Annotated in this window: 12 protein-coding genes; 6 read left to right on the top strand and 6 right to left on the bottom strand. The window is 69.5% G+C overall.

The window, feature by feature from the left end; genetic code table 11:
• Positions 1–2: 2 nt before the first annotated feature.
• Genes ACLIJ1_RS16875 through ACLIJ1_RS16855 form a run of 5 tightly spaced genes read left to right on the top strand, consistent with a single transcriptional unit; the run spans position 3 to position 4,186 of the window.
• Complete coding sequence (locus tag ACLIJ1_RS16875) at positions 3–647, top strand: TetR/AcrR family transcriptional regulator (protein ID WP_411366700.1); 645 nt, start codon at positions 3–5, stop codon at positions 645–647.
• On the top strand, positions 644–1,852 hold the full coding sequence (locus tag ACLIJ1_RS16870; RefSeq protein ID WP_411366699.1) for an efflux RND transporter periplasmic adaptor subunit: 1,209 nt from the start codon (positions 644–646) through the stop codon (positions 1,850–1,852). The genes ACLIJ1_RS16875 and ACLIJ1_RS16870 overlap by 4 nt, the downstream gene beginning before the upstream one ends.
• On the top strand, positions 1,849–3,039 hold the full coding sequence (locus ACLIJ1_RS16865) for an ABC transporter permease (RefSeq protein WP_411366698.1): 1,191 nt from the start codon (positions 1,849–1,851) through the stop codon (positions 3,037–3,039). The genes ACLIJ1_RS16870 and ACLIJ1_RS16865 overlap by 4 nt, the downstream gene beginning before the upstream one ends.
• On the top strand, positions 3,036–3,788 hold the full coding sequence (locus tag ACLIJ1_RS16860) for an ABC transporter ATP-binding protein (protein WP_411366697.1): 753 nt from the start codon (positions 3,036–3,038) through the stop codon (positions 3,786–3,788). Before ACLIJ1_RS16865 ends, ACLIJ1_RS16860 begins: the two co-directional genes overlap by 4 nt.
• Positions 3,789–3,820: 32 nt before the next feature.
• On the top strand, positions 3,821–4,186 hold the full coding sequence (locus ACLIJ1_RS16855; RefSeq protein WP_411366696.1) for a hypothetical protein: 366 nt from the start codon (positions 3,821–3,823) through the stop codon (positions 4,184–4,186).
• Positions 4,187–4,207: 21 nt separating this feature from the next.
• Here ACLIJ1_RS16855 and ACLIJ1_RS16850 read toward each other — a convergent pair whose 3' ends face one another.
• Genes ACLIJ1_RS16850 through ACLIJ1_RS16840 form a run of 3 tightly spaced genes read right to left on the bottom strand, consistent with a single transcriptional unit; the run spans position 4,208 to position 7,323 of the window.
• The gene (locus ACLIJ1_RS16850; RefSeq protein WP_411366695.1) at positions 4,208–4,909 is read right to left on the bottom strand and encodes a response regulator; all 702 of its coding nucleotides are present in this window, start codon (positions 4,907–4,909) and stop codon (positions 4,208–4,210) included.
• Positions 4,906–6,831: a type IV pili methyl-accepting chemotaxis transducer N-terminal domain-containing protein gene (locus tag ACLIJ1_RS16845; RefSeq protein ID WP_411366694.1), complete on the bottom strand. Its 1,926-nt coding sequence runs from the start codon at positions 6,829–6,831 to the stop codon at positions 4,906–4,908. The genes ACLIJ1_RS16850 and ACLIJ1_RS16845 overlap by 4 nt, the downstream gene beginning before the upstream one ends.
• 9 nt (positions 6,832–6,840) lie before the next feature.
• The gene (locus tag ACLIJ1_RS16840) at positions 6,841–7,323 is read right to left on the bottom strand and encodes an Rrf2 family transcriptional regulator (RefSeq protein WP_411366693.1); all 483 of its coding nucleotides are present in this window, start codon (positions 7,321–7,323) and stop codon (positions 6,841–6,843) included.
• 138 nt (positions 7,324–7,461) lie between these two features.
• On the opposite strand from ACLIJ1_RS16840, the gene ytfE reads away from it, so the two are divergent.
• Positions 7,462–8,151, top strand: a complete 690-nt coding sequence (ytfE, locus tag ACLIJ1_RS16835; RefSeq protein WP_411366692.1) for an iron-sulfur cluster repair protein YtfE — start codon at positions 7,462–7,464, stop codon at positions 8,149–8,151.
• Positions 8,152–8,302: 151 nt separating this feature from the next.
• On the opposite strand, the gene ACLIJ1_RS16830 is transcribed toward ytfE, so the two are convergent.
• Genes ACLIJ1_RS16830 through bioA form a run of 3 tightly spaced genes read right to left on the bottom strand, consistent with a single transcriptional unit; the run spans position 8,303 to position 11,598 of the window.
• The gene (locus ACLIJ1_RS16830) at positions 8,303–9,547 is read right to left on the bottom strand and encodes an aminotransferase class I/II-fold pyridoxal phosphate-dependent enzyme (RefSeq protein ID WP_411366691.1); all 1,245 of its coding nucleotides are present in this window, start codon (positions 9,545–9,547) and stop codon (positions 8,303–8,305) included.
• A 4-nt stretch (positions 9,548–9,551) separates the two neighbouring features.
• The gene (gene bioD, locus ACLIJ1_RS16825) at positions 9,552–10,229 is read right to left on the bottom strand and encodes a dethiobiotin synthase (RefSeq protein WP_411366690.1); all 678 of its coding nucleotides are present in this window, start codon (positions 10,227–10,229) and stop codon (positions 9,552–9,554) included.
• Positions 10,219–11,598 (bottom strand): adenosylmethionine--8-amino-7-oxononanoate transaminase, encoded by a 1,380-nt coding sequence (gene bioA / locus ACLIJ1_RS16820; RefSeq protein WP_411366689.1) that lies wholly within the window; start codon positions 11,596–11,598, stop codon positions 10,219–10,221. Before bioA ends, bioD begins: the two co-directional genes overlap by 11 nt.

The following is an 11,598-nucleotide window of genomic DNA, read 5'->3' as shown; positions in this document are numbered from 1 at the left end:
CCATGGCAACCCAACCCACCCCCAAGCAAGCGACCGAACAGCGCCAGGCCAGTCTGGTGGCGGCCGCGCTGGCCCTTGCCGCACAGCGCAGTCCGGCCGACATCACTACCGCCGACCTGGCCCAGGCCGTGGGCATCACGCAAGGCGCCGTCTTCCGCCACTTCGAGAGCAAGAGCTCCATCTGGCTGGCGGTGATGGACGCTGTCCACAAGGATTTGCTGACGCGCCTGCGCGCCGCGGCCGAGGCAGGCAGCCAGCCGCTGACGGCCTTGCGGGCGGTGTTCATGGCGCATGCGGATTTCGTGGTGGAACAGCCGGGCGTGCCGAGGGTGATCTTTCAGGAACTGCAGCATCCGGAGGACACACCACTGAAGACGCAGGTTCGGCAATTGATGCAGGACTACCGCACGCTGATCACAGGCCTGCTGGAGCGCGCGCAGGCGGCACGTCAGCTGGCGCCGGGCACCGATCTGCAGGCGGCGGCGGTGCTGTTCATCGGTTCGGTGCAGGGGCTGGTGATGCAGTCGCTGCTGAGTGGCCAGGTGGGCGCGATGCGCCAGCTGGCGCCCGCCGTGTTCGAGCTTTTTCAACAAGCCATCGCCGCGCCGCCCAGTCGGGCCCGGCGCGACAAGGAGTCCACCGCATGAAGCTGAATCCCCAACTCTCGCGCCGGCTGCTGCTGGGCGGCATGGCGCTGGCGCTGCTGGCGGCGCTGGCCTGGGTGGCGCTGCGGACCGGGCCGCTGGCGCCGGTGAAGGTCCAGGTGACCGAGGTGAAAAAAGGCAGCGTGCGCCCTGAAATCTTCGGCATCGGCCAGGTGGAGGCGCAGCGCAGCTGGATGGTGGGGCCGACCGCGGCTGGGCGGGTGCTGGGCGTGAAAGTGGACGTCGGGCAGGCCGTGCAGCCGGGCCAGGCGCTGGCCGAGATGGACCCGGTGGACCTGGACCAGCGGCTGGCGGCGCTGGACGCCTCGCTGGCCCGCGCGCAGAGCACGCAGCAGGCGGCGGGCGCGCAGGTGGCCGACGCGCAGGCGCGGCGCGCGCTGGCGGCGGCGAACCTCAAACGCAACGAAGACCTGGCGAAGCAGGCCTTCATCAGCGCCGGGGCGCTGGAGGCGCGCGCGCAGGAGGTGGCCTCGGCCAGCGCGGGCGTGGCCGCGGCGCAGGCCAACCTGGGCGGCAGCGCGCAGGACATCACGCGGCTGCGCGCCGAGCGCGCGGCGCTGGCGCAGCAGCGGGGCAACCTGAAACTGGTGGCGCCTGCGGCGGCGGTGGTGACCAGCCGCGACGCCGAGGCGGGGACCACGGTGGTGGCGGGCCAGGCGGTACTGCGGCTGATGGACCCGGCCAGCCTGTGGGTGAAGCTGCGGGTGGACCAGGGCCGTTCGGCCGGGCTGACGCCGGGGCTGACGGCGCGCATCGCGCTGCGCTCGCGCCCGGGGGAGCTGCTGGCGGGCAAGGTGGCGCGGGTGGAAGCGCTGGCCGACAGCGTGACCGAAGAGCGGCTGGCGATGGTGGCGTTTGATGCGCTGCCGGCGGGCGCGTCGTTGGGCGCTTCCGTGGGCGAGATGGCCGAGGTGACGTTGCAGCTGCCGGCTTCCGCCGAGACGCTGCTGCTGCCCAACGCGGCCGTGGTGCAGCATGAGGGCCAGACCGGTGTGTGGCGGCTGAAGGACGGCGCGCTGGCGTTCGCACCAGTGACGCTGGGCGTACAGGGGCTGGACGGCTCGGTGCAGGCGCTGAATGGGTTGAACGAAGGCGACACGGTGGTGCTGTACAGCCAGAGCGCGCTGAAGCCCGGCGCGCGCATCGCAGTGGTGGAACAGCTGCTGCCTGCGGGAGCCAGGAAGTGATCAGCCTGGCCGGCCGCGACATCCTGCACGGCTGGAGCAAGTACGTGCTGACCGGGCTGGGCCTGGGGCTGCTGATCGGCGTGACGCTGACCATGGCGGGCGTGTACCGCGGCATGGTGGACGACGCGCACGCGCTGCTCTCCAACAGCCGCGCCGACCTGTGGGTGGTGCAGAAAGACACGCAGGGGCCTTACGCCGAGTCGTCTAGCCTCAAGGACGACGTGGTGCGCAGCGTGCGCGGCATGCCGGGCGTGGCCGCGGCGGCCAACGTGGCCTACCTGACCATGCAGGTGCAGAAGGACGGGCAGGACCAGCGGGTGATGGTGGTGGGCATGGAGCCGGGCCAGCCCGGTGCGCCAAGCTACCTGGTGGCGGGCCGGCACATCACGCGCAACCACTACGAGGCGGTGGCCGATGTGAAAACCGGCTTGGCGCTGGGCGACACGGTGCGCATCCGTCGGCACAACTACGCGGTGGTCGGGCTGACGCGGCGCATGGTGTCGTCGGGCGGCGACCCGATGCTGTTCGTGCCGATGAAGGACGCGCAGGAAACGCAGTTTTTGAAAGACAACGACGCCATCGTCAATGACCGCGCGCGCACCGCCGCCAACCCGGCCTTCAACCGCCCGGGCAGCCCCGGCCTGCTGGAGGCGGTGCAAAACCTGCAGACCAGCAGCCGCAACGTGAACGCGGTGCTGGTGCAGATCGCGCCCGGGTTCAACCCCGAACAGGTGGCCGAGCCGATCCGGCGCTGGAAGCACCTGAACGTGTTCACCCGCGACCAGATGGAAGACATCCTGGTGGTGAAGCTGATCGCCAATTCAGCCAAGCAGATCGGCATGTTCCTCGTGATCCTGGCCATCGTCAGCGCGGCGATCGTGGCTTTCATCATCTACACCATGACCATGGGCAAGCTGCGCGAAATCGCGGTCTTGAAGCTCATCGGCACGCGCGACCGCACCATTGCCGGCATGATCCTGCAGCAGGCGCTGGGACTGGGCCTGATCGGCTTTGCGGTGGGCAAGGTGGCGGCCACGTTCTGGGCGCCGGCGTTTCCCAAATTTGTGTTGCTGCTGCCGGGCGATTCGGTCACCGGCCTGGTGGTCACCTTGATCATCTGCGCGCTGGCCAGCACGCTGGCGATCCGCGTGGCGCTGAAGGTGGACCCGGGAGCGGCGATCGGATGAACACCATGAACAACCCCAATCAAGGCGGCATCCTGATCGAAGGCTTGCGCAAGGTCTACGGCAGTGGCGACACCGCCGTGGAAGCGCTGAAACACGTGAACATGCAGGTGGCACCCGGCGAGGTGGTAGGCCTGGTGGGCCCTTCGGGCTCGGGCAAGAGCACGCTGCTCAAGTGCCTGGGCGCCATCATCGAACCCACCAGCGGCAAGATGACGCTGGGCAACGAAGTCATCTACGACAACGGCTGGAAGGTGAAAGACCTGCGCGAACTGCGGCGCGACCGCATCGGCTTCGTGTTCCAGGCGCCGTACCTGATTCCGTTCCTGGACGTGACCGACAACGTGGCCTTGCTGCCCATGCTGGCCGGCGTGCCCAATGCGCAGTCCCGCGAGCGGGCGCTGGAGCTGCTGACCGCGCTGGACGTGCAGCACCGGGCCAGGGCCGAGCCCTCGCAGCTTTCGGGGGGCGAGCAGCAGCGGGTGTCCATCGCCCGCGCGCTGGCGAACAAACCGCCCGTGATCCTGGCCGACGAACCCACCGCGCCACTGGACAGCGAGCGCGCGCTGGGCGTGATGCGCATCCTCAACCAGATGGCGCAGCAGGCGCAGACCGCGATCATCGTCGTGACGCACGACGAAAAGATCATTCCCACCTTCAAGCGGATCTACCACATTCACGATGGTCAGACGGTGGAAGAGGCCGGCGAAGGCCGCGCGCTGGAAGGCGTCTCCACCCTCGCACCCGCCTGAACCAGAGAGCCACGATGACCACTCCCCGCCTCATGAAAGCTCTGTCCGCCTTCGGCGTGGTGTTCGGCGCCCTCACGGTAGTCAGCGGCTGGCAGGGACTGTTTGGCGACGCAGCCACCCGCATGGCCCTGGGGAACACCGTGGGGTATGTGCTGTGGTTCAACTTTGTCGCGGGGTTCGTCTACGTGGCGGCCGGACTGGGCCTGTGGCACGGCGCGCGCTGGGGCCTGTGGCTGTCGACCGCTCTGGCGGTGGGCACAGCCTTGCTGGCGGCGGCTTTCGGGGTGCATGTGCTCCGTGGCGGCGCCTTCGAGATGCGCACGGTGGGCGCGCTGACCCTTCGCTTCGGTTTCTGGACGGTGGTGGCGGCTGTGGTGTTGCGCCGCCCGTCGCAGTGACACCCACGCGAATCACTGCCGTCAGGCCAGCCCGTGGTGGGTGGCGAACACGGCAGCCTGCACCCTCGAACTCAAACCCAGCTTGCGCAGGATGTGCTGCACGTGGATCTTCACCGTGGTCTCCGCGATGTCCAGCGCACGCGCGATCAGCTTGTTGCTGTCGCCACGCGCGATCAGCAGCAGGATCTCGCGTTCACGTGGCGACAGCAGGTCGGCCCCCGCCGCCATATCACGCGACGGCTCCGGCGGAGCGGTCGCGCTCACGGGGGCTGCCTGCGGCGCCACGGCGACCGGTCGCGCGCGGAACACCGACACCAGCTTGGTCATCATTTCCGGGCTGATCACCGATTCGCCGTCCATCACCTTGACGATGGTCTCGCACAGCTGGTCGGACTCCACCGTTTTAAGCAGGTAGCCGTCGGCGCCGGCCTGCAGCGCGGCGGCGAGGTCGTTCTCGTCTTCACTCACCGTCAGCATGAGGATGCGCGCACCGGGAGCCGCGTCCTTGAGCGCAGGAATCGCATCCACGCCGCGCACCCCGGGCAGGTGGTTGTCCAGCAGGATCACGTCCGGCGCCTGCTGGGTCAGGCAGCGCAGCGCCTCGCCCACGTCACCGGCCTCACAGGCCACCGTGAAGCGTTCGTCGGTGGACAGCAGGGCCCTGAGGCCACGGCGGAACAGGGAATGGTCGTCGACCAGCAGCAGCCGGATGGGGTGGGTCATGGGGTGCTCAGAACGGATTCGGAAAAGTCCAGACCCACGGTGGCGACGCCGTGGGCGGTCACCGGGTTGGGTGGCAGGGTCAGTGTGACGGTGGTGCCCTGACCCACACGGGATTCGATCGCTACGGAGGCGCCGATGCGTTCGGCGCGCTCGCGCATGATCTTGGTGCCAACGTGGGTTTCACCCTGGCGTTGCGCGGTGTCGAAGCCGCCGCCGTTGTCGCGCACCACGAAGCGCCAGTGCGGGCCCTTGTGCACGTCCAGGCTCACATGGCTGGCGTCGGCGTGCTTGCGCACGTTGGAAAGCGCCTCCTGCAGCACATGCAGCACCTGCACCTGCACGTCGGCGGGCAGCGGCAGACCTTCACCTTCAAGCTGCAGGCGCGTGGGCAGGCCGGTCTGGTGCTGGAACTTCTGCAGCGTCTCCTGGAGTGCAGCCTCGATGTCGTCGGTATTGGTGCGGGTGCGGAAATGCACCAGCAGTTCGCGCACGTCGTTGATGCTTTCCTTCAGGCCTGCATCCAGTTCGTCCAGCGTCGACTGAACCTTGTCAGGCTGCTGCTTGTTCACCGCGCTGCGCAGCAGCTGCGTCTGGATCTTGAGGAAGGCCAGCGACTGCGCGATCGAATCGTGCAGTTCGCGCGCCAGCAGCGACCGCTCCTCGCCCACCGCCGCCTCGCGCTCCAGCGCGGCTGCGCGCAGGCCTTCGAGCGCACTCGCCAGGTGGCTGGCCAGCGCATCGAGCAGCTCGGTCTCGTCGGCGTTGAGGTGGATCTCGCTGCGAAAAAACAGGTCGATCTCGCCGATCAGGCGCTGCTGCAGGCGCACCGGTACGCTCACCAGGTTCTGGTAGCCCACTCGCGCGCAGTGCCGCATCGGCGCCGCATCGTGGTTGTGGATCGGAATGACGCGGATGCGCGCATCGGGCTGAAGGCTACCGCAGGCGCAGGCACCCGCAATCAGGCTGCGCTCCTCGTCGTGCATCTCCTGCGGGAAGCAGTCCGAGGCCAGCATCAGGTAGCGCTGGTTGGCCTCGTCGGACCAGCGCACCGCCACTGCGTCGGCCTTCATCACGGAACGCACCCGCTGCGAGAAGCCTTTGGAAAGCTCTTCGATCGTGTTGGCCTTGGCCAGAAAGGCACTAACCTCGTAGAGCGACTCCAGGCGCGCGCGCTGCGCCTCGATGCGCTCGGTCTTGGACACCACCTTGGCCTCCAGGCCTTCGTAGAGCGACTGCAGGGTCGAGGCCATTCGGTTGAAGCCGGCGGCCACCTGGCCAAACTCGTCTTGCGTGTCGACGTCGATGCGCGCACCGAACTGCCCGCTTTCCACCTGCGCCAGGCCGCGCCGCAGGTGCACCAGCGGATTGATCACGTAAAGATAGCCGGTGTAGAGCATGACCACCGCGCCGCCGATCGCCAGCGCCATCATCACGAACTGGAACAGATTGAGCACGGCTGTGAAGCCTGAGAGCTGATGTTCGATGGCGAGCACAAAACGGTCCACCGCTTGCACAAAGGCATCGGCCGATTCGATCAAGCGGGACGGCTCGGGGGGTGGCACCGCGGTCCAAAGGTTCCGTTGGGTCAGCCAGAGCGACTGCACCGCGGCGAACTCGCGCCGCACATCCGGGTCCCAGGGCACGAACAGGGGCCTAGACGGGTCGCCCTCGCTCAGCAGCCCCAGGCTCTGATCGAACTGCGCCACGAGAGCTTGTACCTCGGGGGTGGGGCGCTGGGCCTGCACCGCGCTGGTCAGCCGCCAGGTCTGCATCCGCATGCGCCCAGCTTCGTTGACCGCCGCCGCGCCGCCCTCGAGCTGCCAGGTGACCCACAGCGTCAGTCCGATCGAGGCCAAGCCCAGCAGCAGCAAGGCGGCGCCGATGCGGATCAGCTTGGTCGACAGGGATGCGGTGGATGCCATCGCCAAAGGTTACCCCGCCACAGGCCGCGCCGACAACAGGGCGGGGTCGGGCAGACCTGGCACCCAGCGCACCCGGGCGGCGCCCGCTGGCGCCACCAGATCGGCCAGCGTCAAGCCATCCAGCACGGCCAGGTAGGCATCCATCGCCTGTTGCAGCGCCAACTGCAGGCGGCAGCGTCCGCCCATGCGACAGGTGTTGCCCGTGGCGTCAAAGCATTCCACGAGCTGGAAATCGGCCTCGGTCTGGCGCACCACTTCGCCAACGCTGACTTCTCCGGCCTGGACCAGCAGACGCAGGCCGCCACCGCGACCGCGCAGGGTTTCCAGCCAGCCCTGGGCGGCCAGGGTCATGACGATTTTGGTCAGGTGGCTGCGCGAGATGCCGTGCGCCTGCGCGATCTCGGCCACGGTGGGCGGGGCCTCGCGGCCCTGGGTGGCGGCGCAGTACATGAGCACCCGCAGGCTGTAGTCGGTCCACTGGGTCAGTCGCACGGTAGGCTCCGGTCGGGGTCCAAGGGTGTGGCGGGGGTCGTTCGTCCGGATGTCCGGACTTGTTCTATGGAAATATGCATTTTGAATGCATTTTATGGCTCAATACATGCATCTCAAATGCACATTCAGGAGCTGCACATGAACACCACCACCGTTGAGCGCCCACAGGCCCAGCAGGCCATCGGCCAGATCGCCGTCAACCTGCCGGGGGCCACCGCCATCTTCCGCCGCCTCAAGCTGGATTTCTGCTGCGGCGGCCAGGTGCCGCTGGCACAGGCCTGCGCCAGCAAGGGGCTGGACACCGACGCCGTGCTGGCCGAACTGGCCCGCCTGCAGCGCGAAGACCAGGCGCCCGACGCGCAAGACGCGGCCGCGCTGATCGACCACATCCTCACGCGTTACCACGCAGTGCACCGCGAACAGTTGCCCGAACTGGTCCGCATGGCCCGGCGCGTGGAGGCGGTGCACCGCGACCACCCGGCTGTACCAGTGGGTCTGGCGGCCCTGCTCGAAAACATGGAAGTGGAGTTGCTGGAGCACATGGAGAAGGAGGAACAGGTGCTGTTCCCCGCCATCGAAAGCAGCGCCGCCGGCCTGGGTAGCCCAATCGGCGCGATGCGCGGCGAACACACCGCACACGGCGCGCTGCTCGACCAGTTGGCCGCCTTGACCAACGACCACACCCCTCCACCGGGCGCCTGCAATACGTGGCGTGCGCTCTTCGCCGGCACCGCGCAGCTGACCGATGACCTGATCAGCCACATCCACCTGGAGAACAACGTGCTATTTCCTCAAGTCGAGGCTCGCACAGCTGCGCCTTGCAACTGAAGGGCGCCAGACGACGGTAGGCAGTTCAAGCCAAGGTCTGCCGCCGCGTGAATCAGTCGGATGGCTTCAACACATCCAGCCACTCTCCACCCCACACCAGACTTTCCTCCGATCAGGGGTGAGAGGCTGCATTCAGCCTATATCGGTCGAGTCACACTTTGTGAAGACCGCGCGCATCCAAGCCAGTCTGAGATCCCGCTTCAGTGGACAACGCCTTAATCAGGCGAATGACATCGTCGGCGCCATGGGCCGCGGACAGGGTGATGCGCAGGCGGGCCGTGCCCTCCGGCACGGTGGGCTGCCGGATGGCGGGCACCCACAGCCCCTGCGCGTGCAGGCGCGCCATCACGTCCAGCGCGGCGGCGTTGTCGCCGATCACCAGCGGCTGGATGGCGGTGTCCGAGTGAATCAGCGTCCAGCCGGCGGCGTCGATAGCCGGGTGGGCGCCCGGCGCCAGACCGTCGCGCAGCTGCGAGATCAGCGCGGCCAGGTGCTGGCGCCGGCGTTCGCCCTCGGCACCGAGCACACAGCGCAGGCCGGCGCGCACGGCCTCGGCCAGCAGGGCCGGCGCGGCGGTGGCGTAGGTGTAGCTGCGGGTTTTCTGCAGCAGCCACTCGACCAGCCGCTCGGGCCCGGCCACGAAGGCGCCCGCCACGCCCAGGGCCTTGCCCAGCGTGGCCATGTAGAGCACGCGCGGCGAAGCGCCCGCGCCGGTGAGGCCGGCGGCGGCCAGCGCGCCACGGCCCTGCGGCCCCAGCACTCCGAAGCCGTGCGCGTCGTCCAGCAGCAGCAGCGCGTCGTGCCGCTCGCACAGCGCGTGCAGGCCGGCGATGTCGGCCACGTCGCCGTCCATGCTGAACACCGCGTCGCTGATCACCAGCTTGCGGCGCGCCGGGCTGGCGACCAGCAGCGCGTCGAGCCGCGCCAGGTCGCCGTGGGGGAAGCGGTGCACCGTGGCCTTGGACAGGCGCGCGCCGTCGATCAGGCAGGCGTGGTTCAACGCGTCGGAGAACAGCGCGTCGCCCTCGCCCACCAACGCCGGCACGGTGCTGGCGTTGGTGGCGTAGCCGGCGTAGAAATACAGCGCGCGCGGCAGGCCCACGGCCTCGGCCAGCTCGCGCTCCAGCGCGGCGTTGGCCACGCTGTGGCCGCTGACCATGGGCGAGGCGCCGGAGCCCACGCCGTAGCGGTCCACCGCGGCGTGCACCGCCTGGCGCAGCAGCGGGTCTTGCGCGAGGCCCAGGTAGTCGTTGCTGCAGAAGGCCAGCAGCGACACGCCGTCCACGTTGAGCCGGGCCCCCGGCTCGGGCGTGACCGCGCGGCGCACGCGGCGCAGCGACTGCGCGTCCAGCGCGGCCAGGCGCTCGTCAAATTCGTTCAGCCAGCTCATGGCCATCCTTTCAACGCCATGTTTCAGGCAGTTCCAGTTGCACAGCGCGCGCGTCCGGCACCGGCTGCCAGGGCACGAGGCCCAGCAACGGCGCGCCCAGGCGCTGGCGCAGCGTGTCGATGTTCTCGTCGCGGCAGGCCATGTCCGGGTCCACGGCGCTGGCCACCCAGCCTGCCAGCCGCAGGCCGTCGGCGCGGATGGCCTCGGCCGTGAGCAGCGCGTGGTTCAGGCAGCCCAGCCGCAGGCCCACCGCCAGCACCACCGGCAGGGCCAGCGCCACCGCCAGATCGGCCAGGGTCTCGTCGTCGTTGAGCGGCACGCGCCAGCCACCCGAGCCTTCGACCAGCACCACGTCGGCCAGGCCACGCAGTTCGCGGTGCGCGGCCACCAGTTCGGCCACGCCCACGCGCCGGCCCGCGCGCGCGGCCGCCAGGTGGGGCGAGAGCGGCTCAGGCAGCATCACCGGGTTGTCCAGCGCGGGCGGCACGGCCACGGTGGACGCTGCGCGCAAGGCCAGCGCGTCCTCCGCCACCCACACGCCGGCCTGCTGCACCAGGCCGGCCGCCACCGGCTTCATGCCGACCACGCGGGCGTGGTGGCGCGCCAGGGCGTGCAGCAGCGCGGCGCTCACCAAGGTCTTGCCCACGCCGGTGTCGGTGCCGGTGACGAAGCAGCCGTCAAACGCCATCGGGCACCCCGCTCACCGGCGCCGGGCCGGCTTCTTCGGCCAGCGTGGCCTGCAGCGCGGCCAGCGCGCCCCGGGCCAGCAGCTCGCCCTCGGCCTCGTCGATCACATAGGGCGGCATGGCGTAGAGCGTGTGGCCGATGGGGCGTAGCAGCAGCCCCTGCGCCAGCGCGTGGAGGGCGAAGCGGCGGCCAAAGTCGGGCAGGCTGCTGAGCACGTCCCATGCGAAGACCATGCCACGCTGCCGCGCGTGGCGCACACGCGGGTGGCGGGAGATCGGCGCGAACTGCGCGGCCAGCCGCTCGCTGGTGTCCAGGTTCTGGCGCAGCGCGTCGGTCTGCTCGAACAGGTCCAGCGTGGCCAGCGCCGCGCGGCAGGCCAGCGGGTTGCCGGTGTAGCTGTGCGAATGCAGGAAGCCGCGCGCCACCTCGTCGTCGTAGAACGCGGCGTACACCGCGTCGGTGGTGAGCACCACCGACAGCGGCAGCGTGCCGCCGGTCAGGCCCTTGGAGAGGCAGAGAAAGTCGGGACGGATGCCCGCCTGCTCGTGCGCAAACAGGGTGCCGGTGCGGCCGAAGCCGACCGCGATTTCGTCGAGCACCAGGTGCACCTGGTGCCGGTCGCAGAGTTCGCGCGCGCGGCGCAGGTACACGGGGTCGTGCATGGCCATGCCGGCGGCGCACTGGATCAGCGGCTCGATGATCACGGCGGCGGTCTCGTGCGCGTGGGCGGCCAGCAAGTCGCCCAGGGCGGCGGCGGCCCGCTCGGCCACGTCGGCCGGGGTTTCACCGGGCGCGGCGAGCCGGGCGTCGGGGCTGGGCACGGTGGTGGCCAGGCGCACCAGCGGCGCATAGGCTTCGCGGAACAGCGCAATGTCGGTCACGGCCAGCGCGCCCACGGTCTCGCCGTGGTAGCCCCCGGCCACGCCGACAAAGCGGCACTTGTCTGCCCGGCCCGCGTTGCGCCAGTGGTGGGCGCTCATCTTCAGCGCGATCTCGGTGGCGCTGGCGCCGTCGCTGCCGTAGAAGGCGTGGCCCAGGCCCGTGAGCGCGGCCAGGCGCTCGGAGAGTTCCACCACCGGCCCGTGGGTGAAGCCGGCCAGTATCACGTGGTCCAGCGTGTGCAACTGGTCGATCAGCGCGGCGCGGATCGCCGGGTGGTTGTGGCCGAACAGGTTGACCCACCAGGAGCTGATGGCGTCGAGGTAGCGATGGCCTTCGTGGTCGTGCAGCCACACGCCTTCGGCCCGCGCGACCGGAATCAGCGGCAACGCCGCGCCTTCGGGCGCGTGCAGTTTCATCTGTGTACAGGGGTGCCACACGGCGGCCAGGCTGCGCTGGCGCCAGGACCCGTTGGGGGAAATGCGGTCCAT

Source organism: Hydrogenophaga sp. RWCD_12, assembly GCF_046604225.1.
Taxonomy (GTDB): domain Bacteria; phylum Pseudomonadota; class Gammaproteobacteria; order Burkholderiales; family Burkholderiaceae_C; genus Hydrogenophaga.
The sequence above is the reverse complement of the archived record's forward strand: the minus strand, read 5'-3'. Positions and strand labels throughout refer to the sequence as shown.

Excerpts from the sequence above, each read along its gene's own strand:
- ACLIJ1_RS16860 (WP_411366697.1), top strand. The coding sequence starts at position 3,036 with ATGAACACCATGAACAACCCCAATCAAGGCGGCATCCTGATCGAAGGC.
- ACLIJ1_RS16845 (WP_411366694.1), bottom strand. The coding sequence starts at position 6,831 with ATGGCATCCACCGCATCCCTGTCGACCAAGCTGATCCGCATCGGCGCC.
- ACLIJ1_RS16875 (WP_411366700.1), top strand. The coding sequence starts at position 3 with ATGGCAACCCAACCCACCCCCAAGCAAGCGACCGAACAGCGCCAGGCC.
- bioA (WP_411366689.1), bottom strand. The coding sequence starts at position 11,598 with ATGGACCGCATTTCCCCCAACGGGTCCTGGCGCCAGCGCAGCCTGGCC.
- bioD (WP_411366690.1), bottom strand. The coding sequence starts at position 10,229 with ATGGCGTTTGACGGCTGCTTCGTCACCGGCACCGACACCGGCGTGGGC.
- ytfE (WP_411366692.1), top strand. The coding sequence starts at position 7,462 with ATGAACACCACCACCGTTGAGCGCCCACAGGCCCAGCAGGCCATCGGC.
- ACLIJ1_RS16855 (WP_411366696.1), top strand. The coding sequence starts at position 3,821 with ATGAAAGCTCTGTCCGCCTTCGGCGTGGTGTTCGGCGCCCTCACGGTA.
- ACLIJ1_RS16850 (WP_411366695.1), bottom strand. The coding sequence starts at position 4,909 with ATGACCCACCCCATCCGGCTGCTGCTGGTCGACGACCATTCCCTGTTC.
- ACLIJ1_RS16870 (WP_411366699.1), top strand. The coding sequence starts at position 644 with ATGAAGCTGAATCCCCAACTCTCGCGCCGGCTGCTGCTGGGCGGCATG.
- ACLIJ1_RS16830 (WP_411366691.1), bottom strand. The coding sequence starts at position 9,547 with ATGGCCATGAGCTGGCTGAACGAATTTGACGAGCGCCTGGCCGCGCTG.